Origin of the sequence: Staphylococcus sp. NWU MKU2 (assembly GCF_033283605.1) — a bacterium.
GTDB lineage: Bacteria > Bacillota > Bacilli > Staphylococcales > Staphylococcaceae > Staphylococcus > Staphylococcus haemolyticus.
On the sequence record NZ_JAVSMH010000007.1, the window covers coordinates 1 to 26947 of the forward strand.

At 32.9% G+C, this 26947-nt stretch carries 25 protein-coding genes; 11 read left to right on the plus strand and 14 right to left on the minus strand.

The annotated features are described in order from the left end of the window. Nucleotides 1-397: 397 nt before the first annotated feature. The 9 genes from ilvA to ilvD form a co-directional block, all read right to left on the minus strand. On the minus strand, nt 398-1666 hold the full coding sequence (ilvA, locus tag SBL15_RS10020) for a threonine ammonia-lyase IlvA (RefSeq protein ID WP_053017509.1): 1269 nt from the start codon (nt 1664-1666) through the stop codon (nt 398-400). Nucleotides 1667-1672: 6 nt separating this feature from the next. Next, nucleotides 1673-2248 carry a 3-isopropylmalate dehydratase small subunit gene (gene leuD, locus SBL15_RS10025; protein WP_053017507.1) on the minus strand — a complete coding sequence of 192 codons (576 nt, stop codon included), beginning with the start codon at nt 2246-2248 and terminating at the stop codon, nt 1673-1675. A 2-nt stretch (nt 2249-2250) separates the two neighbouring features. After that, nucleotides 2251-3621: a 3-isopropylmalate dehydratase large subunit gene (leuC, locus tag SBL15_RS10030; protein ID WP_037538950.1), complete on the minus strand. Its 1371-nt coding sequence runs from the start codon at nt 3619-3621 to the stop codon at nt 2251-2253. Nucleotides 3622-3638: 17 nt separating this feature from the next. Continuing rightward, nucleotides 3639-4679: a 3-isopropylmalate dehydrogenase gene (gene leuB / locus SBL15_RS10035; protein WP_107611709.1), complete on the minus strand. Its 1041-nt coding sequence runs from the start codon at nt 4677-4679 to the stop codon at nt 3639-3641. Further along, nucleotides 4679-6211 (minus strand): 2-isopropylmalate synthase, encoded by a 1533-nt coding sequence (locus SBL15_RS10040; RefSeq protein ID WP_053018823.1) that lies wholly within the window; start codon nt 6209-6211, stop codon nt 4679-4681. The genes leuB and SBL15_RS10040 overlap by 1 nt, the downstream gene beginning before the upstream one ends. A 20-nt stretch (nt 6212-6231) precedes the next feature. Continuing rightward, the gene (gene ilvC / locus SBL15_RS10045; protein ID WP_119472236.1) at nt 6232-7236 is read right to left on the minus strand and encodes a ketol-acid reductoisomerase; all 1005 of its coding nucleotides are present in this window, start codon (nt 7234-7236) and stop codon (nt 6232-6234) included. A gap of 135 nt (nt 7237-7371) precedes the next feature. Further along, nucleotides 7372-7614: an ACT domain-containing protein gene (locus SBL15_RS10050; RefSeq protein WP_037538958.1), complete on the minus strand. Its 243-nt coding sequence runs from the start codon at nt 7612-7614 to the stop codon at nt 7372-7374. Continuing rightward, on the minus strand, nt 7611-9344 hold the full coding sequence (gene ilvB, locus SBL15_RS10055) for a biosynthetic-type acetolactate synthase large subunit (RefSeq protein WP_317955932.1): 1734 nt from the start codon (nt 9342-9344) through the stop codon (nt 7611-7613). Before ilvB ends, SBL15_RS10050 begins: the two co-directional genes overlap by 4 nt. A gap of 60 nt (nt 9345-9404) precedes the next feature. After that, entirely contained in the window at nt 9405-11093 is a 1689-nt protein-coding gene (gene ilvD, locus SBL15_RS10060; protein WP_107611706.1) for a dihydroxy-acid dehydratase, read from the minus strand. A 496-nt stretch (nt 11094-11589) separates the two neighbouring features. Here ilvD and tsaE point away from each other — a divergent pair, with 496 nt between their 5' ends. The 4 genes from tsaE to tsaD are packed head-to-tail and all read left to right on the plus strand — an operon-like array spanning nt 11590 to nt 14155. After that, nucleotides 11590-12051, plus strand: a complete 462-nt coding sequence (gene tsaE, locus SBL15_RS10065; protein ID WP_053017493.1) for a tRNA (adenosine(37)-N6)-threonylcarbamoyltransferase complex ATPase subunit type 1 TsaE — start codon at nt 11590-11592, stop codon at nt 12049-12051. Next, nucleotides 12032-12697 carry a tRNA (adenosine(37)-N6)-threonylcarbamoyltransferase complex dimerization subunit type 1 TsaB gene (gene tsaB, locus SBL15_RS10070; protein WP_317955896.1) on the plus strand — a complete coding sequence of 222 codons (666 nt, stop codon included), beginning with the start codon at nt 12032-12034 and terminating at the stop codon, nt 12695-12697. The genes tsaE and tsaB overlap by 20 nt, the downstream gene beginning before the upstream one ends. Further along, entirely contained in the window at nt 12670-13134 is a 465-nt protein-coding gene (rimI, locus tag SBL15_RS10075) for a ribosomal protein S18-alanine N-acetyltransferase (RefSeq protein ID WP_107613510.1), read from the plus strand. The genes tsaB and rimI overlap by 28 nt, the downstream gene beginning before the upstream one ends. Continuing rightward, entirely contained in the window at nt 13127-14155 is a 1029-nt protein-coding gene (tsaD, locus tag SBL15_RS10080; RefSeq protein ID WP_107611703.1) for a tRNA (adenosine(37)-N6)-threonylcarbamoyltransferase complex transferase subunit TsaD, read from the plus strand. The genes rimI and tsaD overlap by 8 nt, the downstream gene beginning before the upstream one ends. A 382-nt stretch (nt 14156-14537) precedes the next feature. On the opposite strand, the gene SBL15_RS10085 is transcribed toward tsaD, so the two are convergent. Then, the gene (locus SBL15_RS10085; RefSeq protein WP_107611702.1) at nt 14538-16481 is read right to left on the minus strand and encodes an ABC-F family ATP-binding cassette domain-containing protein; all 1944 of its coding nucleotides are present in this window, start codon (nt 16479-16481) and stop codon (nt 14538-14540) included. A 240-nt stretch (nt 16482-16721) separates the two neighbouring features. Here SBL15_RS10085 and SBL15_RS10090 point away from each other — a divergent pair, with 240 nt between their 5' ends. The 7 genes from SBL15_RS10090 (at nt 16722) to SBL15_RS10120 (ending at nt 23801) form a co-directional block, all read left to right on the plus strand. Continuing rightward, nucleotides 16722-17360, plus strand: coding sequence for a redox-sensing transcriptional repressor Rex (locus tag SBL15_RS10090; RefSeq protein ID WP_317955898.1), 639 nt, complete (start codon nt 16722-16724; stop codon nt 17358-17360). 196 nt (nt 17361-17556) lie between these two features. After that, entirely contained in the window at nt 17557-18654 is a 1098-nt protein-coding gene (locus SBL15_RS10095) for a YeeE/YedE family protein (RefSeq protein ID WP_317955899.1), read from the plus strand. A 19-nt stretch (nt 18655-18673) separates the two neighbouring features. Next, a complete protein-coding gene (locus SBL15_RS10100) occupies nt 18674-18898 on the plus strand; it encodes a sulfurtransferase TusA family protein (RefSeq protein ID WP_037538043.1) in 225 nt (74 codons plus the stop codon). Between the two features lie 120 nt (nt 18899-19018). Further along, nucleotides 19019-20263, plus strand: a complete 1245-nt coding sequence (locus SBL15_RS10105; RefSeq protein ID WP_317955901.1) for an ammonium transporter — start codon at nt 19019-19021, stop codon at nt 20261-20263. A gap of 100 nt (nt 20264-20363) precedes the next feature. Continuing rightward, nucleotides 20364-21323, plus strand: a complete 960-nt coding sequence (locus tag SBL15_RS10110; protein WP_107611700.1) for a LacI family DNA-binding transcriptional regulator — start codon at nt 20364-20366, stop codon at nt 21321-21323. Nucleotides 21324-21407: 84 nt separating this feature from the next. Then, nucleotides 21408-22892, plus strand: a complete 1485-nt coding sequence (locus SBL15_RS10115; RefSeq protein WP_107613506.1) for a sucrose-6-phosphate hydrolase — start codon at nt 21408-21410, stop codon at nt 22890-22892. 3 nt (nt 22893-22895) lie between these two features. Beyond that, nucleotides 22896-23801 (plus strand): carbohydrate kinase family protein, encoded by a 906-nt coding sequence (locus SBL15_RS10120; protein ID WP_107611698.1) that lies wholly within the window; start codon nt 22896-22898, stop codon nt 23799-23801. Nucleotides 23802-23978: 177 nt separating this feature from the next. Here SBL15_RS10120 and agrA read toward each other — a convergent pair whose 3' ends face one another. The 4 genes from agrA to SBL15_RS10140 are packed head-to-tail and all read right to left on the minus strand — an operon-like array spanning nt 23979 to nt 26733. Continuing rightward, a complete protein-coding gene (gene agrA / locus SBL15_RS10125; protein ID WP_037538035.1) occupies nt 23979-24695 on the minus strand; it encodes a quorum-sensing response regulator AgrA in 717 nt (238 codons plus the stop codon). A gap of 18 nt (nt 24696-24713) precedes the next feature. Beyond that, nucleotides 24714-25997, minus strand: a complete 1284-nt coding sequence (gene agrC / locus SBL15_RS10130; protein ID WP_053017475.1) for a quorum-sensing sensor histidine kinase AgrC — start codon at nt 25995-25997, stop codon at nt 24714-24716. 26 nt (nt 25998-26023) lie between these two features. Next, nucleotides 26024-26164 (minus strand): cyclic lactone autoinducer peptide AgrD, encoded by a 141-nt coding sequence (agrD, locus tag SBL15_RS10135; protein WP_317955905.1) that lies wholly within the window; start codon nt 26162-26164, stop codon nt 26024-26026. A 2-nt stretch (nt 26165-26166) separates the two neighbouring features. Continuing rightward, entirely contained in the window at nt 26167-26733 is a 567-nt protein-coding gene (locus tag SBL15_RS10140) for an accessory gene regulator AgrB (RefSeq protein WP_033079903.1), read from the minus strand. Nucleotides 26734-26947 lie beyond the last annotated feature (214 nt).

The following is a 26947-nucleotide window of genomic DNA, read 5'->3' on the forward strand; positions in this document are numbered from 1 at the left end:
CCGAACACAGAAGTTAAGCTCCTTAGCGCCGATGGTAGTTGGATTTACGTTCCGCTAGAGTAGGACGTTGCCAGGCAAATTAATGAGACCGAAAGGTCTCTTTTTTTATGCATAAAATAAAACCGAAGGTTTAATAAGATATCAACAAATGAAAGTGTAATAGCTTTACGAGGAGAAAGCGTTTGAAGCCGATGAATTGAGAAAATTGAGAAGCGAGTTTAGTTGAGCTAAAAGAGCAAGTAATTTAAGAAAATGAGGAAGGATGCGAGCGCTTGAATCGAAGTAAAGTAAGTTTCTTAGCGCCGGTGGTAGCAGATTTACGTTCCGCTAGAGTAGGATGTTACCAAGAAAATTAATGAAAAACACTCCCATATCAAGGAATGGGAGTGTTTAATATTCAAATTAAAAGTGAGTATAACATTTTATTCTCATTAATATAAATATTTGATGGATCAAAATCATGAACATTAATTTTTAGTTGGTTAAGGTCATCATGATTCTTAAGTTGAATACCGATAATGACAGTACCAGTGTTTTGAGAAGTTTTCTTTAAATATTCAAACTTAGTAATATCATCCTGAGGTCCTAATACATCGTTAACAAATTCCTTTAATGCACCAGGACGTTGAGGAAAGTTAAGAATAAAGTAATGTTTCATCTCCTCGTAAAGTAATGAACGTTCTTCAATTTCTTTCATTCGATTAATATCGTTATTACCACCACTAACTACACAAACTACTGTCTTACCTTTAATTTTTTCCTTATAGTGCTCTAATGCTGAAACACTTAATGCACCTGCTGGTTCAGCAACAATAGCTTGTTTAGAGTACATATCTAAAATAGTTGAACAAACAGCACCTTCATCTACTTGAATATAATCGTCTACAAATTTCTTAGCTATATCATAAGTGATATCACCAACTCGTGCCACAGAAGCACCATCTACAAATTTGTCAATATGATCAAGTGTCACTATTTTGTTTTGGACAACAACTGATTCGTACATGCTACTAGCGCCAGAGGGTTCGACACCAATAATTTTAGTTTGTGGACTATATTGATTCATATAAGTACTAATACCTGAAATCAAACCTCCACCACCAATAGCAGCAAATAGATAATCGAACGTAATTGAATCATTACTTGATTGATTCAAAATTTCTTTTGCTAATGTTCCTTGTCCAGCTATTGTATCTACATTATTAAAAGGGTCGATAAAAGTCATGTGATTTTGTTCAGTATAAATTAAAGCTTCTTTTAAGCAATCATCAAAAGTATCTCCAGTTAATATGATTTTAACGTTTTTAGAACCAAAAAATTTAACTTGATTAACCTTTTGAAGAGGTGTGGTAACAGGCATGAAAATCACAGCTTTTAAATTTAATGCTTTAGCAGTATAAGCAACACCTTGAGCATGATTTCCAGCACTTGCGCATGTAATACCTTTTTCTTTAGCTTCACTTGTTAGAACAGAAATTGCATTATATGCACCTCTAAGTTTGAAAGAGCGAACCCATTGTAAGTCTTCTCTTTTTAAATACACATTACAGTCATATTTTTGAGAAAGATAGAGATCGAATTGTAAAGGTGTCTCTTTAACAACATCTTTTATTCTTAAGTATGCATTTTCTACATCTTTAGCATTTAAAGTTGTCTTCACAGTCATTTTATCTCAACCTTTATTCTTATTTTCATATTGTTCTATTAAATCTTCATATTCTAATGTTATGGCTATATCATCTAAACCATTAACTAATTTATGTTTCCATGTTTCATCAATTTGAAAGTTAAATGATTTATCATTAGCTGAAACAGTTTGATTTGGTAAATCAATGGTAATTTCTTTTTGAGAAGCTAAATATTTTCTTTCGTTTTCACCTAAAGTAATAGGTAACATGCCATTTTTTGTACAATTCATAAAGAATATGTCACTAAAGCTACCAGCTATAATAATATTGAATCCATAATCTTTTAAAGCCCATGCAGCATGTTCACGACTTGAACCACAACCAAAATTGTCACCAGTGATCAAAATAGTAGCACCAGAGTATTCAGGTTTATTCGGATTAAAATCTGGATTATTTGTACCATCAGGAAGGTATCTCCATTCGTCAAATGCAAATGGACCGAAACCACTTTTAGTTATTCGTTTAAGATGTACTTTGGGAATAATTTGGTCAGTATCAATATTGTCATTAAACAATGGTACAACTTTTCCTGTATAGGTTGTAATAGGTTGGATATCCATTACTAAACAACCACCTTTCTAACATCTACGAATCTACCTTCAATAGCCGCTGCAGCAGCCATAGCAGGGGACACTAGATGCGTTCTAGCGCCTTTACCTTGTCTTCCTTCAAAGTTACGATTGCTCGTAGAGGCACAATGTATGCCTTCAGGTACTTGATCAGGATTCATACCTAAACACATTGAACAACCTGGTTCTCTCCATTGAAATCCTGCATCTTTAAATATTTTGTCCAAACCCAATGCTTCAGCTTCTTTTTTAACTGAGCGAGAGCCAGGTACAACGATTGCAGTGATTTTTGGATGGACTTGTTTACCCTTAACGATTCGACTAGCTTCTACTAAGTCTGATAATCTTGCATTGGTACAAGAACCTAAGAACACATAACCTAAATCAATATCTTCAGCTTTTTGGCCTGGTTTTAAGCCCATATATTGATAAGCGCGTTCATCATTAATATTTTTAATTTTTGGAAAAGGTGTATTAAAACTAACACCCATTTCAGGATTTGTTCCCCATGTAACTTGAGGTTCTAAATTTGTAACATCAAGTTTGATAACTTTATCAAATTTAGCATCGGCATCAGTATATAATTGACGCCAATCATTGATAGAACGGTCAAAATTTCGAGCATATTTTCTGCCTTTGACATAAGCAAATGTCGTTTCATCTGGTTGCATCAATCCATATTTAGCACCAGCTTCAATGGCCATGTTGCAGATAGTCATTCTAGCTTCCATAGACAGAGATTTAATCGTTTCACCTGTAAATTCAATAGCATACCCAGTACCAAAATCAACACCATATTGACTAATAAGATACAAGATAATATCTTTCGCATAGACGCCTTTTGGTAATTGACCTGTAACGTCTATCTTTAAATTTTTAGGTTTAGTTTGCCAAAGTGTTTGAGTAGCAAATACATGTTCAACTTCACTTGTCCCTATACCAAATGCGATTGCACCAAAGGCCCCATGCGTGGCGGTATGTGAATCACCACAAACGATTGTTTTTCCAGGTTGAGTGAGACCTGTTTCTGGACCTACCATGTGAACAATACCTTGTTCATCAGAACCCATATCAAATAATTGAACACCAAATTCCTTTGCATTCTTTTGAAGTGTAGTAATTTGTTTGTTCGCAATTTCATCTTTAATATTAAAAATATCTATTGTAGGAACATTATGATCTAAAGTTGCAAATGTTAAATCAGGGCGTCTCAATTTTCTATTTTGAAGTCTTAAACCTTCGAAAGCTTGTGGGGAAGTCACTTCATGAATTAAGTGTAAATCAATATATAATAATTGAGGTTCACCTTCATTCCCGGTTAAAACATGTTTATTCCAAACTTTATCGAATAACGTTTGTCCCATAAAAGCATTCCCCCTTATTAATAATTCTTTTTTAATTCATTGAATATATCTGATGTAGTATAGTGCCCATTTAAATCTTTAGTTGTTTTACCATCTTTAATAAGTTGATATACAGCCTGTTCTAGTTCAGACGCCGCATCATCAAAGTTAAAACTTTCACGTAAACACATTGCTAACGAGAGTATCATACCAAATGGGTTAGCTAGATTTTGATTTGCAATGTCGGGTGCTGAACCATGTATAGGTTCATAAAGTCTTGGTCCTTCTAAACTAAAACTTGCAGAAGGTGATAAACCTAATGAACCTGGAATGGTAGAAGCTTCATCACTTAAAATATCTCCAAATAGATTTTCAGTAACAATGACATCAAAATTAGTAGGTTGGGAAATTAACTGCATGCTACAAGCATCAACTAGTAAATGATTCACTTTAACATCAGGAAATTCATGACTAATTTCATTAATAGTTTGACGCCAAAGTTTACTTGTAGCTAACACATTTTCTTTATCAACTGACGTTAATTTTTTCTTTCTTTGAGATGCTAATTCAAAAGCTATCCTTGCAATACGTTCAATTTCCTTTTTAGTATAAGTTAGTGAGTCTAGTGCACTCTGATTATCAATATGTCGTGGTTCACCAAAATATAAGCCACTAGTTAATTCTCTCACTATGATAAAATCCGTTCCTTTGACACGTGATTCTCTAATTGGAGAAAAATGACTTGTACCCTCAGTAACTTTAGTAGGTCGTATATTGGCGAACAAACCTAGAGATTTACGTAATGCTAATAATCCTTGCTCAGGTCTATTATTAGAATCAGTCCATTGAGGACCACCTACAGCACCCAATAAAATTGCGTCAGCATTTTTACAAGCATTTAAAGTATCATCAGGAAGGGGAACACCATGCGAATCTATGGCTGCACCTCCAAAATCATATGACGTTAATTGATAATCAAATTTATATTTTTTACTGATTAGTTCTAATAATTCTAGCGTACCACTTAAGATTTCTGGTCCTATTCCATCACCAGGCAAAGCTACAATATTATAAGTCATTAGTGATTACCTTCCTTTTTGTTAATTTCACTAGCGTATTTAGCATGTGCTTCTACATATGCTTTGCAAGAGGCATATAACACATCATGATCAATACCAATACCATTAACAGGTTGACCTTCAATAGTTAATGAAACATGTACTTCTGCTTGAGCGTCGGTACCTTCAGTGACAGAATCAATACGGTAATCAATGAGTTCACTTTTATGTTTAAAAATGCGATCAACTGCATTATATATAGCCACAATTGACCCAGTTCCTATACTTGAATCTTGATAAATATTACCATTTTTATCTTTTATAACGACAACAGCACTTTGTAAACCATTGGAAACAAACTGCAATTGAAGTGTATCAACTTGATAAATTGCATTTTGCTCATGTTCAGTACCTTGGATAATCGCATGTATATCTCGATCAGTTACACTTTTCTTTTTATCAGCAATGGCTTTGAATTGTTTAAATAATTCAGCCTGATTTTGTGGTTCAATATCGTATCCTAAAGATTTTAATTTTTCAGCAAAAGCGTGTTTACCTGATAGCTTACCTAGAGGTAAATCATTTTTACTTATACCAACAAGTTGTGGCGTCATGATTTCATAAGTTTCTGGATTTTTCAAAACACCATCTTGGTGAATGCCAGACTCATGACTAAAAGCATTTTGACCAACAATGGCTTTATTTCTAGGAACGCGTATTCCAGCATAACGAGATATAATATCTGAAGTATTTTTTGTTTCTGATAGTTTCAATCGTGTTTCATTGCCATAGTGATCTTTACGGACAAACAGTGCTAAAGCTAATTCTTCTATAGCAGTATTACCTGCTCGTTCACCGATGCCATTTACTGTTCCTTCGATTCGTTTAGCACCATTTTCAATAGCAGCCAGACTATTAGCAACTGCCATTCCTAAATCATCATGACAATGTGCACTATAAGTAATGTCTTGTTTAGAGTTAATGTTCTCAATCAAGGTTTTAAAAATTCGACCATATTCATTTGGATAACTATAACCGACTGTATCTGGGATGTTAATGATTGTAGCACCACAGTCTACTGCCATCTGTACACATTTTATTAAGAAATCTGTATCAGTTCTTGTGGCATCCTCAGGTGAAAATTGAACGACATCAAAGTATTGTTTGGCATAACTGACGTGCTCTTTAATTGATTCCAAAACCTGTTGTTGAGTCATTTTGAGTTTATGAGTTAAGTGAATAGGTGAAGTTGCTATAAAAACGTGAATAACTGGTTTTACAGCATCTTTTGTAGCTTCATAAACAGCATCGATATCTGATTTTTTACATCGTGCTAATCCACATACAGCCGTTTTAGTTAAAGTATTTGAAATAGCTTGAACAGACTTAAAGCTACCAGCACTTGAAGCGGGAAAACCTGCTTCAAGTATATCCACACCCCATGTTTCTAACTGTTTGGCAATCTTTAATCGCTCATCAAATGAGAAGTTAACTCCAGGTGTTTGTTCACCGTCTCTTAATGTTGTATCAAAAATTTGAATATGGCTTTCCATCTTTAACAACCCCTTAGCTTTTATTTTTGAATACTTTTAGATTTAATAAATGGCATCATTTTTCTTAATTCACGACCAACTGCTTCAATTTCATGACCGTGTTGTTGTTCACGTAATTTATAGAATTCTTTAAAGCCATTTTCATTGTCTTTAACAAAGCTATTTGCAAAATTACCATTTTGAATATCTTTTAATACTGCTTTCATATTGTCTTTAACATCAGGAGTGATGACTCTAGGTCCTGAAACATAGTCACCATACTCTGCTGTGTTAGAAATTGAGTAACGAACGTTCTCCATACCGCCTTCATACATTAAATCAACAATTAACTTCATTTCATGTAATACTTCGAAATATGCTAATTCTTTTTGATAGCCCGCTTCAACTAAAGTTTCAAAGCCACTTTGGATTAATTTATGAATACCACCACAAAGTACTGCTTGCTCACCGAATAAATCTGTTTCAGTTTCTTCTTTAAATGTTGTTTCAATTACACCTGCACGCGTAGCTCCAATACCTTTCGCATAACTTAATGAAATATCGCGTGCTTGACCAGTAGCATCTTGTTGTACTCCAAATAATGCTGGTACAGCAGTTCCTTCAACAAAGGTACGTCTTACTAAATGACCAGGTCCTTTAGGAGCTACTAAGAAGACATCCACATCTTTAAGTGGTTTGATAACTTCAAAGTGGATATTAAAACCATGTGCAAATGCTAGGGCATTTCCAGCCTCTAAGTTAGGTTCAATTTCATTTTTATAGACATTTCCTTGGATTTCATCTGGCAATAACACCATGATGACATCTGCTTGCTTAACAGCTTCTGCAACTGGATAAACATCGAAGCCATCTTCTTTAGCTTTATCAAAAGAATGACCAGGTCGAATACCAACAATAACGTCATAACCATTGTCTTTAAGGTTTTGTGCATGCGCGTGTCCTTGTGAACCGTAACCGATAATTGCAATTTTTTTACCTTGTAATGCATCTTTCTCAACTGATTGATCGTAATAAACTTTAGTCATAATACATTCCTCCAAAAATTTAAATAACTTAATATTTAGAATATTCTTAAAATTTTAGATAAAGAAATTATCTAAATTATGTGATGTTAGTGGTTATTTATTTAATTATACTAGCGCATCAATGTACAGCTTATCTCAGTTCTGACTAATATCTTGAACTTCGAGTACACTGACTTGTTTTTTTAACTTCGCAATTAAAATTTTAAATATAGCTTCATCTTCAATATCTGCAGTAATTTGCATATCAGAGATACCTTTTTCTTTAGATGGTTTAACTGTTAATTCATTAATATTATATTGTAGTCTAACGAATGCACTTGTAATTCTGTTTAATGTGCTCACTTGATCGGTTACTTTTAAATGTAAAATTCGTTTCATTCTAACCCCTCCATTTCATGATTCGCTTTGCCACTTGGAATCATAGGATTAACTGGTTCAGTAGGTGAGATTCTCACTTCGATTAGCGCAGGTCCACTATAACTAAATGCTGAATCAAGTGTTTTAGTTAGTTTATTTGGATGATCAACTAAGAAACCTTTAACACCATATGCTTCTGCCATCTTCATGAAATCAGGTTGATCATTAAATACTGAATGAGAGAATCGGTGGTTAAAGAATTTATCTTGCCACTGTTTAACCATACCTAATGTGCCATTATTGATTAGAACGATTTTTACATTGAGTCCGTATTCAGGCAGTAACGCTATTTCCTGATTTGTCATTTGAAAACCACCATCACCAACAAAGCAAATAACTGTTTTATCAGGTTCAGCTAATTGAGCACCGATAGCTGATGGAATACCAAAGCCCATAGTACCTAAACCACCGCTAGTAACCCATTGACCATGATGTTTAAATGGATAAAATTGAGCTGCCCACATTTGATGTTGACCAACATCAGTAGTAACTATAGCTTCACCGTTTGTTATTTTTCCGATGTATTCAATAGCTTCTTGAGGTTTGCAAAATGTGTCATCAGCTTTTTTATATTTAAAAGGATGTTTGTGCTTATTCTCAATACAATGGTTAACCCAGTGTTCATGGGAAGTTTTATTTGTAAATCTTTGAGATAAAGCTTCGAGTACTTTTTTGCAGTCAGCAACTATTCCTAGGTCAGTCGAAATCACCTTGTTAATCTCTGATTCATCAATATCCACATGAACTACGGTTGCATGAGGAGCAAATTCATTAGGATTACTTGCTAATCTATCATCAAACCGACTACCTAAATTAATTAATAAATCACATTCAGTTAAAGCCATATTACTTGCATAGGAGCCATGCATACCACCCATACCTAGAAATAGTGGATTGTCATAAGGAATAGCTCCCAGACCTAAAAGTGTAGTAGCTACTGGAATTTGATGTTTGGTTACAAATTGAGTTAATAATTCATTAGATTGTGAATGATTGATGCCAGCGCCTGCTAAGATAAGTGGTTGTTTTGCATTCTCTAAATATTGAATTAATTGACTAATATCTTTATCTTTGGGATTTTCAATGACTTTATATGCCGGTAAGTCCACCTCATCTACAAGTGGTGCAGATGTTTTAAGCACACCCATATCTTTAGGAAAATCTATAACTACAGGGCCTTTGCTTCCAGAATTTGCTAAGTAAAATGCTTCATGAATAATTCTTGGAATATCATTTACATTTTTAACTTGGAAATTAGCTTTTGTAATTGGTGTAGTCATAGAAAGTAAATCTGCTTCTTGAAAAGCGTCTTTACCAATTCCTGGTGTTGCTACTTGTCCAGTGAATACAACTAAGGGAAGGGAATCACAGTACGCATCTGTTATACCGGTAATCGCATTTGTAGCGCCAGGACCACTTGTTACAACCACTACACCAGTTTTGCCAGATACTCTTGCATAACCTTCTGCAGCGTGAGTAGCACCTTGTTCATGTCTTGCTAAGATGTGTTTGATTTTACCATCATAGAAAGTGTCGTATAATGGTAAAACTGCACCACCAGGATAACCGAATATGAAATCAACATCTTCATGTAATAATGCCTCTACTAAAAGTTCTGAACCGGATCTGAAATTATTATTTGTGTCTAAATCACTATCTTCTTTTAGACTAGTTTGTTTTGAATAGTCCATAGCATCAGGACTTACTACGCTACTTTCCTTTTTACTTGTCATGTTGAACAACTCCTCTAGTTAGATTAGATTTTCGGGAACTTGCATAATACCACCAGTATTCGCACTAGTGACCAAAGCAGTATATCTTGCCAGATAACCTGATTTCACTTTTGCCTTAAAAGGTTGTAATGCTTCTTTACGATGATTAAGTTCTTCTTCAGTTTGATTAACATCTAAAGTTCGATTGATTAAATCAATAGTAACTTCATCGCCGTCTTTAATGAGTCCAATAGGTCCACCTGAAGCTGCTTCCGGTGAAATGTGGCCGACAGCGATACCTCTCGTTGCACCAGAGAATCTACCATCAGTTATTAATGCGACATCCTTACCTAAACCTCTACCTACAATTGAAGAAGTAGGGGCTAACATTTCAGGCATCCCTGGTCCACCTTTAGGACCTTCATATCGAATAACAACAACGTGACCTTCGCGTACGATTTTATTATCAATTGCTTCAACAGCTTCATCGTGTGAATTGAAACAAATTGCTTTACCGGTAAATGTCTTAATAGAAGGATCAACGCCACCAACTTTAATGACAGCCCCTTTAGGCGCTATATTTCCAAATAATATTGAGAGACCACCTTGCTTATCATAAGGATCATCTAGTGAATGAATGACATCAAAATTCTTAATTTCTTTACCTTCATTATTTTCACGAAGTGTTTTTCCAGTAACTGTGAGTCTATCTGGATGTAATGTTCCTTCTTTTTTCATCAATTCATTGATGATAGCTGGACAACCACCTGCTTCGTGGACATCATGCATAGAATATGAAGAACTTGGCGCAATCTTAGATAAATAAGGCGTCTTTTTAGCGATTTCATTGATACGTTCCAAATCGTAATCAATACCAGCTTCGTTTGCAATGGCTAGCGTATGTAATACCGTGTTAGTTGAACCACCCATCGCCATATCAAGTGCAAATGCATCATCGATAGCTTCTCGAGTTACGATATCAAGTGGTTTGATATCTTTTTTGATATTATCTACTAATTTAAATGCAGCTTCACGAATCATTTCTCTTCTTTGTTCGCTTACTGCTAAAGCTGTACCGTTATATGGTAGTGCTAAGCCTAAGACTTCCATTAAACAATTCATTGAGTTTGCAGTAAACATTCCGGCGCAAGAACCACAAGTAGGGCAGGCGTTTTGTTCCATATCTAAAAATGCTTCTTTGGAGAGTTTACCTTCTTTAAATGCGCCTACCGCTTCAAACATTGATGATAATGTCAAAGCTTTACCTTGCGCTGATAAACCAGCTTTCATAGGCCCACCAGAACAGAATATAGCTGGTACATTGGTTCTAACGGCAGCTAATAACATACCGGGTGTTATTTTGTCGCAATTAGGAATGTAAAATACGCCATCGAACCAGTGCGCATTAATGACGGTCTCTGCAGCATCAGCAATGATTTCTCGAGAGGGTAGTGAGTAACGCATTCCAATGTGTCCCATAGCTATACCATCATCAACACCAATGGTATTAAACTCGAAAGGTATAGCGCCTGCCTCACGAATAGCTTCTTTAGCAATGTCAGCCAATTCTCTTAAATGCACATGTCCAGGTACAATATCGATATAAGAGTTACATATTGCTACAAAAGGTTTGTTCATATCTGTATGATTTTTAAGTGCGCCCGTGGCGTGTAAAAGACTTCGAGCAGGTGCTTGATGATCACCTTTTTTTATCATGTCACTTCTCATAAATAATTCCCCCATAAAACACAATAAGTTTAAAACATTAAAAGACGCCCCAATTTATGATTGGGACGTCTATAAGTCCCATTCAATGAGAAATAGGACTTAAACATTTAGTAACAGATAATTACTAAAGTTCCAGTCCTTGCGAGTATAATAAAATAATTAAATTGTCAGTCGGGTTATATGTTTGATTTGTCATTTTAATATACTCCTTTCTTGAATGGTTATATTAGAATAGTTAGAATTGTTTAAAAATTCGATAAACTTAATTTACTATATCATTTTTATTAAGTCAATAGCCTTTTTAAGAATTTTCTAACAACTTCATCTCATCATTCTTGTGTTGAGTATAGGGAAATTGTTTAAGGAATTTGTTATAATTAGTAAGTTAAAATTTTTATGACTTAATTTAGTTTGAGAGAATAAAATAAGTTACCATAAGTTCTGAAATGGTCATGAATAATCATTTGATTTAAAAAAATTTGAAAGAGTGGGACTAATGATAAGTATTAATAATTTGGATGAATTAAATCATTTTGCAGACGTGTTAGTTCGACACTTAGAGCCTAGTGATTTAATCCTTTTAAATGGCGACCTAGGGGCAGGTAAAACTACACTAACACAATTCATAGGTAAACATTTAGGAGTTAAGCGTAATATTAATTCTCCTACCTTTAACATTATAAAATCATATAAAGGGAGTAATTTAAAATTACATCATATGGACTGTTATCGTTTGGAAGATTCAGATGAAGATCTAGGATTTGATGAATATTTTCAAGATGAAGGCATTACCATAATTGAATGGAGTCAATTTATTCAAGATTTATTACCTAAGGAACATTTAATAATCAATATAGAAACTTTAAGTGAAACAAAAAGAACTATAAAATTAGAAGCCCAAGGAACCCATTATTTAAAAGTAAAGGAGGAAGTTGAAAGTGAATTTATTAATGATTGATACATCTAATCAACCGATGTCAATCGCAATCATGCAAGATGATATCGTCTTGGCAGAAACTACGTCAGAAGATAAAAAAGATCATTCGAGTCAACTTATGCCTGGTATTCAGTACTTATTTGAAGAAACAAAAATTGAAAAAAATGCTATTGATGGGATTGTTGTTGCTAAGGGTCCAGGTTCCTATACTGGAGTTAGAATTGGCGTAACCACCGCTAAAACGTTGGCCTATGCATTAAATACTAAATTATATGGTGTATCATCTTTAGCAGCATTAGCTGCAACAGTGGAGAATGATGAACAAAAATTATTAGTTCCAATCATTGATGCGCGTCGTGAAGCGGTATACACTGGTGTTTATCAAAACGTTGATGGAAATTTAACAACTATTTTAGAAGATCAATATTTACCTATTGAAGAATTAAAAAAGCAATTAACTGAAATGAACCAACCATTTCTTTATGTTGGTAGAGATGCTGATAAGTTATCCGAACACCTAGGTGGAGAAATAAAAAATAATTTACCTCATGCTCCAACTATGAAACAACTCATAACTAAAAGTGAACCGGTTCATACATTTGTTCCTAATTATATTAAATTATCAGAGGCTGAAAGAAATTGGCTAAACCAACAGAAACAGAATTAACAATTAGAGCAATGCAAGTAGATGATGTCCCCAGAGTATTCGATATAGAACGAGATAGTTTCAATGATAGTTCGTGGACAATTGATGCATTTTATCATGAATTGAATGAAAATAACTTTGCTAAATATTTTGTGATTGTTTTTGAAAATGAAATTATCGGATATATAGGACTATGGATGGTTATTGATCAAGCTCAAATTACAACGATAGCAATTCGTAAAGACTATAGAGGTTATGGACTGGGACAATTATTATTAAAATATGTCATGGATTATGCAAGTCATTCATGTGAAGTGATGAGTTTGGAAGTTAGGGTAGATAATGTAATTGCGCAACATGTTTATACTAATTTGGGGTTTCAATATGGAGGTAAACGTAAAAATTATTATGGAGAAGGCGAGGATGCAATGGTAATGTGGGTGAACTTAAATGAATAAAGAAACATTAATATTAGCAATAGAAACGAGTTGTGATGAAACAAGTGTAAGTGTCATTAAAAATGGAAATTCAATTTTATCTAATATTGTATTAAGTCAAATTGAGAGTCATAAGCGTTTCGGTGGTGTTGTACCTGAAGTTGCAAGTCGACATCACGTTGAAGGGATTACGACAACGATTGATGAAGCATTAACAACTGCAAATATATCAATGAATGACATTGATGCAATAGCAGTGACTCAAGGACCAGGATTAATTGGTGCATTACTTATCGGTATTAATGCAGCGAAAGCACTAGCTTTTGCATATGACAAGCCACTTATTCCTGTGCACCATATTGCTGGTCACATTTATGCTAATCATTTAGAAGAACCATTAACATTTCCATTAATTGCGCTAATTGTGTCAGGGGGCCATACTGAATTAGTATATATGAAATCTCATATGCATTTCGAAGTTATTGGTGAGACAAGAGATGATGCAGTGGGAGAGGCGTATGATAAAGTCGCTCGAACAATTGATTTACCATACCCAGGAGGGCCACAAATTGATAAATTAGCTCAATATGGTAAAGATACTTATGATTTTCCTAGAGTGTGGTTAGAAAAGGAAAGTTATGATTTTAGTTTTAGTGGATTGAAAAGTTCTGTTATAAATAAACTGCATAATTTGCGACAAAAGAATGAAGAAGTTGTAAAAGAAGATGTAGCAACTAGTTTTCAAAATAGTGTTGTAGACGTGTTAAGTACTAAAGCGATTAATGCATGTAAAGCCTATAAAGTTAACAGACTTATTGTTGCTGGAGGTGTTGCTAGTAATAAAGGACTGCGACATCGTTTACAACAATTATGTGAAGATAATCATATTCATTTATCCATTCCAAGTCCTAAATTATGTACTGATAATGCAGCAATGATTGGTGCTGCAGCATATTACTATTATCAGTCAGGAATTACAGCTAAGTTAGATTTGAATGGCGAAAATAATATGGATATAGAAGAAGCTTCTATAGACGTTTAAATTTATATTATTTATTTAATCGAATTAATTATTTCAATAATCATAAGGAACCTCTTTTAACGTAAGGATTAAGATCCACTGTTAATAAGAGGTTTTTTATTGAGAGAAAAATAATTCAAAAGGTCAATAGGGAACGTTTGTACTTATCAACATTAAGTGTATAAGTTGTGGATAAACCGTTCTTAACAATGTGGATATGAATTTAATTTTGTGTAAAAAGTTTGTAAAAGAATTTAAAATAAGTTGTGGATAAGTAGGATAACTATGTGGATAGTTGATAGTATCGTATTTTAGCTGTTTATAACTTTTGTTGAAATTTGTATAAAAAAATTAGCTAGAAAGTTCAATAATACTTTCTAGCTAATAGTAAAATGATGAGTTTTTAGATATTTTCTTGTAAATTTTCCCATTCCAACATAACCTGTTCTAACTTCTGTTCGGTTTCAAGTTTCTGATTCGCTAATGATGAGGCTTTGTCAGGATTATTGAACACGTCAGGCTGAGTGAGTTGTTCATCAATGCGTGCTATTTCATTCTCAAATGTTTCAATTTTGGCTTCACAGTTCTCAATGAGACGTTCTAATTTTCGTTGCTCACGACGTTGTTGCTTTTGAGAATCATAGGTATTTATATTTTCATTAGCTTCATTTTGATTTGAAGTATCCTCTTTACTTAAATCATTTCGTTCATTTTTAAAAGCTTCAAGTGCCGCTGCTTCTTCTGTTTTCTCGATGTAATATTGATAATCTCCCAAATACATTTGGCCACCGTCATTATTTAAGTCGAACACTTTATTTGCTAATTGATTAATAAAGTAACGATCGTGTGACACAAAAAGAATAGTTCCTTCAAAATCTTTTAGCGCTTGTTCTAACATCTCTTTAGAATCTATATCAAGATGGTTTGTTGGTTCATCAAGAATTAATACATTATCTCTTTGAAGCATTAGTAGTGCTAATTGCAAACGAGCTTTTTCTCCACCAGATAAATCATTGATGACTTTCTTTACATCATCTTGCACGAATAAGAAACGTCCGAGTATAGCACGAATATCTTTTTCATTCATTGTTGGATATTGATCCCAAACATAGTCGATAATTGTTTTATTAGATTTAAATTCAGCTTGCTTTTGATCGTAATAACCAATTTGAAGATTGGCACCAAAGGTGATTTCACCTTCTAATTGATTTTGTCGTCGAGCGATGGTCTTGATTAGAGTAGTTTTACCTACGCCATTTGGGCCAATAATAGCAATATGATCCCCCTTACTTACTTCAATATTAATAGGAGATGTTATAGGCGAGTCATAACCAATTTTCAGATTACGAATATGCATAACGTCGTTACCTGTATTACGATTAAAGCCAAATTGAATGTTAGCACTTCTTGCATCCAACATAGGTTTGTCAATACGTTCCATTTTTTCTAGTGTTTTTCGACGACTTTTTGCCATTCCACTAGTTGAAGCACGTGTTATATTTTTCTCTACAAATGTTTCTAATCGTTTAATTTCATCTTGCTGACGTTCATATTCTTGCATTCTGCTTTCGTAATATTTATCACGTTGCTCAATAAATTTTTCATAATTTCCGACGTAACGTTTAACATCGCCAAGTGCAACATCATAAATTTGAGTGACGATTTTATCTAGGAAATATCTATCGTGACTAATAATAACAATGGCACCTTTGAAATATTTTAAATAATCCTCTAACCACTTCGTCGTTTCTAAATCTAAATGGTTTGTAGGTTCGTCTAGTAGTAATAAATCTGGCTCATTCAATAGCATTTGGGCTAAGGATAATCGCGTTTTTTGACCACCACTGAAATCGTTGATTGGTTTATCGAAATCATCTTCATTGAAATTTAAACCATGTAGAACAGTTTTGATTTTACTCTCATACTGATAACCATCAAGTTGTTCGAATTGATTAGTTAAAGATTCATAGCGTTCCATATGTTGTTGATATTCTTCGGAATCGTAGTTAGATGCATGATCAGCTAGCCAGTTCGTTTCTTCTCTAATTAGAAGTTCCATTTTTTTTAAATGTTCAAACGGTTTTGACATTTCTTCGAAGACTGAAGCAGATGAATTAAGTGTCATTTGCTGTGTTAAATAACCCATACGTAAATTTTTGATCTTTGATATATGACCGCTATCATAGTCTTCAACACCGGCAATGATTTTCATTAAAGTCGATTTACCAGCACCGTTTCTGCCAACGACACCAATTCGTTCGCCTGTTTTTACTTCGAAATTCACACGCGTAAAAATATCTTCGCCATCAAATGATTTCGAAATATCGTTTAATTGCAAGAGTATCATTCAGGTTTCACCTTTCTATTTATAAGTTTATTACTCGAAATTAGATTGTATATTACTCTATATTTTACCGTATTACTTAGTTTCTTGAAACTAAGTTATTTATTTTTAAAATATGTTAAGGTATAATATTCCAGTATTCATAATAGGACATAACGACATTTTTAAATTTAAAAAGTATAGCACTCAAAATAGTTTGGATACATAGATTATAAAATTCAAACATAAAGGGGGGCATTTTAAATGGCTCATAATAAATCTAAAATTCCACGGGCAACTTTGAAGCGATTACCTTTATATTACAGATTCGTTAACACACTCAAGTCTAAAGGCATTGATAGGGTTAATTCTAAGGCTATTAGTGAGGCACTTAATATTGAATCAGCAACTATCCGAAGAGATTTCTCCTACTTTGGAGAATTAGGCAAAAAAGGTTACGGTTACAATATAGATAGTCTATTAGAATTCTTTAAAACAGCACTAAGTGATAGTGATAATATACACATAGCTTTAGTAGGTGTTGGTAATTTAGGTCGAGCACTTTTGACATATAACTTTTCAATTCATGATGAAATGACAATAACTGAGGCTTTTGATATAGATGAACAGATTGTCGGAACAGAGATTGGTGATGTATCTGTGCATCATATGAACGATTTAAAAAAAGTACTCAATGCTCAAAAAATCAATGTTGTAATATTAACTACACCAGAAGAAGCGGCACAACACGTTGCAAATCAATTAGTTGAAGCTGATATTCAGGGTATACTAAATTTCACACCAGCTAGAATAGAAGTACCTAATACCGTACAAGTGCATCATATTGACTTGGGCATAGAATTGCAATCATTGCTATTCTTCATGAAAAACTATTCTAATTAAATTTTCATATTTATATTCTTGCATCCTTCTATAAGAGGGATGTTTTTTAATTTGCGTTTAACAATCATTAATTTCATTTAGTATTGAAAACAGCATATTATTAAAAATCAAAAGCGTTTAATTTTAAGATGTTGCCAAATTTAGTACAATTGATTATAATACCTTAGTAAAATAATCGGGAAAGGATGAATTGATAGTGATATGGATGATTATTAGTGGTCTTATAGTAGGTATATTATTAGGGTTTGTGATGCAACGTACACGCTTCTGTTTGGCTGGCGGCTTCAGAGATATGTACGTTCAAAAAAATAATAAAATGTTTTATGCCTTATTAGTTGCTATTACAGTCCAAAGTATTGGACTACTTATTTTAACCGGATTAAATGTTATATCTATACCAGATAGTACATTTCCAATTATAGGTACAATTATTGGTGCTTTTATATTTGGAATTGGTATTGTATTAGCAGGAGGATGTGCTACAGGTACATGGTATCGAGCTGGTGAAGGTTTGATTGGCAGTTGGGTAGCGCTCGTACTATATGCTGTAACTGCCGCTATTACTAAAACTGGTATTTTACTTCCAGTAATGACATGGATTAATAAACCTACAAACATTAATGCAAATATGTCTCAGACTACCGGTATTCCTATGTGGGTGTTTACGTTAGTATTAACGATTATAACTATCATTTTTGTAACTAAAACATTACGTAAACCAAAACCCAAGTTTGCAGTTCAAAAGCTTAAACAAAAGTATAGTGGCTTGAGACACTATTTATTTGAAAAACGATACCATCCATTTGTAGCTGGTATTGCAGTAGGGTTAATTGCTTTGATAGCTTGGCCAATGAGTATTTCTACTGGAAGAGATTACGGCTTAGGCATTACTACACCTTCAGCAAACTTAATTACCTTTTTAATTACTGGTGATACTAAGCTAATTGATTGGGGAGTATTATTGATTTTAGGTATATTCTTAGGTTCTTATATTGCTGCTAAAGGATCACGTGAATTTAAATGGCGATTACCTGATAAGAAGACCATTCGCAATAGTGCTATTGGTGGTATTTGTATGGGATTTGGTGCTTCAGTAGCTGGAGGATGTTCAATTGGAAATGGTTTAGTAGAAACTGCTATCATGTCTTGGAAAGGATGGATAGCACTTGGTTCTATGATTTTAGGTGTATGGTTTATGAGTTACTTTATATTTATTAGACCAATGAAAAAATTAGAAAAACAAACATCTAAGTCTCAAGCAACATCAGCGACAAAACAAGTACAAACAACTTAATTAATTTGGAGGTAATACAATGTTATATGAATTAGGTACTGTAGGTATGGTTTGTCCATTCCCATTAATAGAAGCGCAAAAGAAAATGCAAACACTAGATAGTGGTGATGAACTTAAAATTGATTTTGATTGTACACAAGCAACAGAAGCTATTCCTAATTGGGCAGCCGAGCAAGGTTATCCAGTTACGAATTATGAACAATTAGACGATGCTTCATGGACAATTACAATTCAGAAAGCTTAAAACAAATAGGCAAGTAAAGTGTCTTTGTTATATTATGTAACATATTGTGTCATTTTATCTTACGTAATTTTGCTATTTCAATTTAGTATCATTATGATATTTTTAAAGGAAGTGGTAATTATGAAGATGGATGACACAATTTTTTTATTTCTTTGCACTTTACTCGTATGGATTATGACACCAGGTCTTAGCTTGTTTTACGGTGGTCTAGTTCAATCAAAGAATGTTTTGAATACAGTAATGCAAAGTATGGCAGCAATGGTTATCGTGACTTTCACATGGGTTGCATTAGGATTTTCATTGAGTTTTGGAACTGGAAATGCTTTGATAGGGAATTTTGATTTAATTGGGCTACAGCATGTTGGCTTTGCAGTTAATGATCAATTAAGTCCGCATATTCCATTTGCATTATTTATGCTATTCCAAATGATGTTTTGTACAATTGCAGTTTCAATACTTTCAGGTTCAATCGCTGAACGTATGAAATTCTTTCCATTTATTATCTTTATCTTTTTATGGGTGATTTTAATATATAGTCCAGTTGCTCATTGGGTGTGGGGCGGAGGTTGGATTCAACAACTTGGTGCTCTTGATTATGCAGGTGGTACAGTTGTACATATCACATCTGGACTCTCAGGACTAATTTTGGCTATTATGATAGGTAATGGTAAAAAAATTGAAAAAATACAGCCACATAATCTTTTAATCACTTTAATTGGCGGTATTTTAGTATGGATAGGTTGGTATGGATTTAACACAGGTAGTGCATATACTTTAAATGATGTCGCATTAACATCATTTGTAAATACGATTATTGCTGCAAGTGGTGGCGCTTTTAGCTGGTTAGTAGTTGAGTACTGTATTACTAAGAAATTAAGTTTACTTGGGTTGTTATCAGGCGTGTTGGCAGGGTTAGTCGCTATTACACTGGCAGCAGGCTACGTTAGTTATTTCAGTGCTTTTATTATTTCATTTGCAGGTGGAATCGTTTGTTATCTTGTTATTAATGTAATTAAAGTGAAGTATAAATATAATGATACACTTGACGCATTTGGTATCCATGGCGCTGGAGGAATTGTTGGTGCCATTCTTACCGGTGTTTTTCAATCACAACATGTTAATAATGATGTATCAAATGGTTTAATCTATACAGGAGATGTACACTCAGTCTTAATTCAAATACTAGCTGTTATCGTGGTATTGTGTTATACCATTGTTTTAACATGGATTATTGGAAAAATTTTACAGAAAATAATGCCTATCGCTACTACTGAAGAAGAAGATAAAGCAGGTTTAGATCAACTTGTTCATGGTGAGAAAGCCTATTTTTATGGAGAACTAAACAAATTAAATAAGAGATATTGATAATATTATTAGACTAATACATATTAAAAAAGTTACTTTGAGAGATTATTTCTGTGATAAAATAATTCTTAAATGAAAACTAATTTAGGTGATTAATCTAATGAAAAATATATCAGATATCGCAAAATTAGCGGGAGTATCTAAAAGCACGGTCTCCCGCTTTTTAAATGGTGGCTCAGTAAGCCATCAAACTAAAGAAAAATTAAGTCGAATTATTGAAGAACATGATTATCAGCCGAATCAGTTTGCTCAAAGTTTAAGAGCTAAGCATACGAATCTTATTGGTGCTATCATTCCAAGGATGAATTCACATGCGGTTGATGAAACTGTGAAAGGAATTGTATCTGTATGCCATCAACATCAATATCAATTATTACTTAACTATACTGGTTTAGATATACGTGCTGAAATCGAGGCCTTGGAGACATTTTCAAGAAGTAAAGTGGATGGCATCATATTAATGGCTACTACATTGACTGATGAACACTTGGAAGTAATTGAAAAATTAAATGTACCGGTAATTCTGGTTGGACAATCCTATCCCAATTTACATAGTATAATTCATGATGATTATCAAGCAGGTTTTATAGTAGGGGAACAGATAGGGCGTAAAAAGCATAAAAATGTTGTATTCTTTGGTGTAAGTGAGGAGGACGTTGCTGTAGGAGTCAAACGTAAACAAGGTATCATTGATGGTTTGAAAAAATACGATGTTTATCCTGAAATTTATTTAACTTCTTTTAAATATGAAGAGGCAAAAAATGATGTTTCTGAGAAGTTGAAAAATGCTAGTGGTATCGATGCGTTAATTGGAGCAACAGATCCTATTGCATTAGCAATTCATAAATTTTATTCTCAACAAAACAATGCTACTAGAAATTATCAAATTTTTGGATTTGGGGGAGACCCAATGACACAACTTGTTACACCCGCTATTACGACAGTTAAATTCAATTATTTTAAAGCTGGCACATATGCCATGAACCAATTGAATGAATTAATTTTTTCTAAAAATGCAGTATCTAAAACTGTCATTTCTGTTGAAATAGAGAAATTTTAAAAATATTTAAAACTATGGAACCGATACCATAATCAATGATAAAATTGTAGTAAATTTAGATTTAAATTATTTTGGAGGAATAATATGGCTGAATGGTCAAGAGAAGAACGTTATCGTCGTATTGAAGACGTTGATAAAAAGTACTTAGAAAATCTCAAGCAACAAGTTAAAGCGTCAAGATTTCGTCAAACATTTCATATTCAACCTGAAACTGGTTTGTTAAATGATCCTAATGGATTAATTTATCATAACGGCAAATATTATGTTTCACATCAATGGTTCCCATTAGGAGCAGTGCATGGATTGAAATATTGGTTTAATTATACTAGTGATGATTTAGTGACGTTTGAACCACAAGATACCCTAATTAAACCCGATACATATTATGATAGCCATGGTGTCTACAGTGGTAGTGCTTTTGAGCATAATGGAGATTTATATTATATGTATACAGGCAATCATCGTGATGAACAATGGAACCGATATGCTAGTCAGATGATCGCTAAAGTTCAAAGTAATGGAGAGATTACTAAATTTGATGAACCCGTAATTCCTTCACAACCTGAAGGGTATACAAGTCATTTTAGAGATCCTAAAGTTTTTGAATTAAATAATGAATATTATGCGATTATAGGTGCTCAAAAAAACGAGGAACTTGGTTGCTGCCTAATATATAAAACGAATGATAAGCAACTAAATCAATGGTCATATTGTGGAGAAATTGATACTAAATTAAAAACCTTTGGTTATATGTGGGAATGTCCCGATTATTTTAAATTAGATTCTAAGGATATCTTACTGTTCAGCCCTCAAGGAATAGAACCACAAGGGGATCAGTATAGAAATATATATCAATCAGGCTATTTAATTGGGGATTTAAATTTTGATTCATTATCCTTTGATCATAGTGAATTTGTAGAACTGGATAATGGTTTTGATTTTTACGCACCCCAAACTTTTTTAGATGAAAATGGCAATCGAGTTTTAATAGGTTGGATGGGCTTACCAGAAATAAATTATCCTACTGATGAAGAAGGATGGGCACATTGTTTAACGATACCTAGAGTACTAACAATAGAGAATAATCAATTACGACAACGCCCGTTTAAAGGTCTTGAAAGATTACGTAAAAATAAAGAAACGGCATTAGGTTATGCAAATAAATTTAACCGAAAATTACATCCATATGAAGGCAAACAATATGAACTAATTATTGACGTTATTGAAAATGACGCTTCAAAAATTTATTTTGAATTACGTACCTCAAAACAAAATAACACCAAAATTATTTACAATACAAGGGAACAAAAAATTACATTAGATCGCTCAGAAAGTGGATTATTGCCTGATAATGTTCAAGATTTAACGAGAAGTACGATATTGGATTCTTCTCTCACACGTTTGCAAATATTTGTTGATACATCTAGTATTGAAATATTCTGTAATGATGGGGAACGTGTTTTAACATCAAGAATATTTCCAAATGAAAATGCTACAGGTATAGAAACTTCAACAGAGACTGGACAAGTATATTTAAAATTCACTAAATATGAACTTAAGGATGAGTAAAAAATGAGAAAATTATATGGGATAGGTGAAGCATTAATAGATTTTATTCCAAATGTTAAGAACTCTGAACTTAAAGATGTTGAACAGTTTAGTAGGCAGGTTGGAGGTGCACCAGCTAATGTTGTGAGTGTTGCTCGAAAAATGGGTGCCTCCACTGAAATGGTCACTCAATTAGGTAATGATGCATTTGGAGACATTATTGTAGAAACTTTAAAAAATATTGGTGTAGGTACTCAATTTATAAAGCGAACAGATGAAGCTAATACTGCACTAGCATTTGTGAGTTTAAAAGAAGATGGACAAAGAGATTTTTCATTTTATCGTAAACCCTCAGCTGATATGCTTTATAAAGCTGAATATCTAAATGAAATTACGATTAATCCAAACGATGTATTACATTTCTGTTCTGTTGATTTAGTTGAAAGTAATATGAAAGAAGCTCACAAAGCTATGGTAAATAAATTTAAGTCAGCAAATGCAACCATTGTTTTTGATCCTAATGTTCGTTTACCTCTTTGGCAAAATGCTGAAGCATGTAAAGAAGCAATACATGAATTTTTACCGAAAGCTAATGTGATTAAAATTTCAGATGAAGAGCTAGAATTTATAACTGGTGAAGCGGATGAAGATAAAGCTATTCAATCATTATTTGAGGGGTCTGTAGAAGCGGTTATATATACTCAAGGTGCTGCAGGTGCAAGTATCATTTTAAAAGATGGGACTAAGATTTACCATGAAGGATTTAAAGTGAAAGCAATTGATACAACTGGCGCAGGGGATGCATTTATAGGAGCTGCAATAAGTAGAATGCTATTGAGTGACGAATTAAATATTACTAAGTTGCTTAAAGAAGAAGGACAGGACATTCTCAAATTTAGCAACATGGTGGCCGCAAAGGTTACAACTTAATATGGTGCAATAGAGAGTATTCCTACAATTGAAGATGTTACAACTGAATTAAATAAATGATAAAAATTACCAGTAAATGATTTTAGTAGTTCATTTACTGGCTTTTTTATACGTGATATTCTCAATTATTTTTACTTCTGTAATGAAATTTATATTTAAAAAGTTTGATAGACATAACTATATTTTTTTGACATTACGAACTGAAGCATAACAGTGCTCACCGTTTTTAAAATTGACAATACGTTCTTTTGAATCTATGGATTCAATATTATGTCTATTAACAACGAAGCTGTTGTGACATCTAAAGAACCGCTCATCAAGTTGTGCAAGTTCTTTTAAATTGCCATAGAACTCAATTTGACGATTATCTAAATGTGCGATTAATCGATGTGATTTTGTAGATGATTCGAAAAACATTACGTCATCATATTGAACATAAATTGAATTACTTCCTCGTTTCAATTCAATCGTCTCAACAGTACTTTCTTTAGATAATAATTTTAATCGAGTGTGTGCAGTTTCTAAGCAATCAATAATTCTTGACTGTAATTGGCTTGGATCATCTTTAAAGATAAAATCCATTGCTGACACTTTGTAAACAAAGGTTAGGTACGTTAACTCACTATGACTTGTAACGAATATGATATTTCCAATAGGGTCATACTTACGAATTTCACTACCTAATTTAATACCGTTGATATCAGCCTCTAATTGAATATCTAGAAAGTAACATCCGACATCATTCATCTCTTTAGATTTTTCAATGACTTCATAAGGATCGTCTGTTGCAAGCGCAATCTCCATAGGTTTTTCTTCAATCATAATGTAATTATTAATAATTGAAACCATATTTTCGCGTTGTTTTACATCATCTTCACAAATGAATATTTTCATGATTACACATCCTTATGACTAATTGTTAATGATTTCTACTTTTTGTATAAAATAGCCATTCTCTATTGTGGTATCTAGCAATACATTTTCAGTAGAATCAGTTATTTCTTTTAGAGTACTTAATCCTAGACCTCTATTTTCTCCTTTAGTTGAAAAGCGCTCTTGAAATAGTTCGTGAATACGTGGCATATCTTCTTTACATTTATTCATAACAATAAACATGACGGAAGAATCTGTATTAATAAAAGCGATACGTATTAACGCATCTTCAAGCGTTTCAGATGCTTCGATTGCGTTATCAGTAATAATTCCAATGATACGACTAAGATCAATCGTGTTCATTTCTATATGTTCTACTAACTCAGGTACTTCTATGCTAATTGGAATGTTTTTTTCTTGAGCTTGTAGAATTTTAGTGGTAACTAAGCCTTTAATCGCACGTACTTTTAAATTCTCAGTTCCATTAATTTTAATAGACTTCATTTGAAGATTATCTTTCATAGGTACGATATTTTCATTAAAATATTGTCTTAATCCAGGCATATCATCTTCACGAATATATTCTGACATTGTAGTTAAGATGTTTACGTAATCATGTCTAAACTTACGCATTTCATTGTTAATTGACTCAATTTGTAACGTATATTCATAGTATGTTTCAATCTCTTCCATGTTACGTTTATAACGAAGTTCTTTAATCATATAGTTAGATATGAAAATAATTAGAACAGTAAAGAAAAGAATAATTCCAATGAAAATTAAACCGTACATTTTTAAAGATGAATTATTTATATTAGGTATTTGAGAATAAACATACAAGATAATAAAAGATAAAACTAATACTAATGAAATGATAGTTAAATAAGTTTTATTGATGGACAAATAAGATTGCATTAGTTTTTTTAATAAAATTTGAACTGAAAAGGCCAAAACTAATGAAATAGCAAAAAATATAACTATGTATGAAAAAGAAATTATTACGTAATTTTGAGTGTGATTTTCAACTAAAACCACAAATAAAAAACCTAAAAAATTACCGAAAAACATAAGAATGGCGCTACTTAATACAGCAATCAATGAATACAGCTTAACCTTTGTATACAAGATTAAGCCACAACCAATTAATAAATATAAAATTGATATACTGCCCAAGTAAATAAATAAAAAGGCTGAAGGGATTATAACCACTAGAATGGCTAAATAATCCCTTTTAGTATAACTTATGTCTAAAATAATTTTAGCGATTAAAAATAAGAGAAACCCTTGAAAAAAAGCCAATGGAACGTTTGATAATACATCCATACTTCTCTCACACTTTCTAACATTTATTATCTATTTAAGTTAGTTAACTCTTCAGGAACTTCTGGCTCATCAAAGTACGTAGCACATGGAGTATAAGAAGCTAATGTACCTACAGATTCTAATAAAAATGAGAAAAATTTAATAAACAAATCGAATAATAATGTCATAGTTAATAATCCTCCCTAGGAAAAAAGATTGGTAATAATGTAATGCTCTCAAGTGTAATTCCTAATAAAATTAATTGCTTAAACGGTTCTGGTGCTAAAAATGAAATTATTAATAAAACCATTGTTATGATGATTGATAATAACTTCTTTTTCATTTTTAAGTGACTAGGAATTGGTTGTTTCTTAGTTGCTGAAGGAGCATAGTAAATAATTAAAACAGTCCCAATTGCAACTACAGAATACATAATACCCAGATTCACTTGAAAATATACTAGCAACCAGGGTAATGCTACAAATAAAGCTAAATTTTGAACATGACATAGCAATGATGATTTTGCATGTGCCCCGTGTGCATAACGTCTAACTAAAAAATAACTAACATGTGTAAATAAAGTGTATAGAAATGTATGGAAGATAAGTGCAACACCATATGTCACAATTGTTTTTGCTAGATTGCTTACAACAACTTGTAATCCTAATCTTACTTTCAAAAATTGAATATGATCAAGATTATTTTTGCGTTGCAAATATAATGCGAATTGCTCAATCTTATTATCAATTGCTTTCAATGGTGTGCCACTCTCCTTATATCAATTATACAATTTAGTGCAATTGGTCTGGGTACTTATGCTTAACTGTTCAAAATAAATACTTAACTGTTATATTGAAATTACAAGTAATATTTTAACATATAAAATATTACAGTTATGTATAAAAAAATGCGATTTAAGAAATAATTAATTATTTATTCATAGGTTGTGTTTAAATAGACTCATATCACTT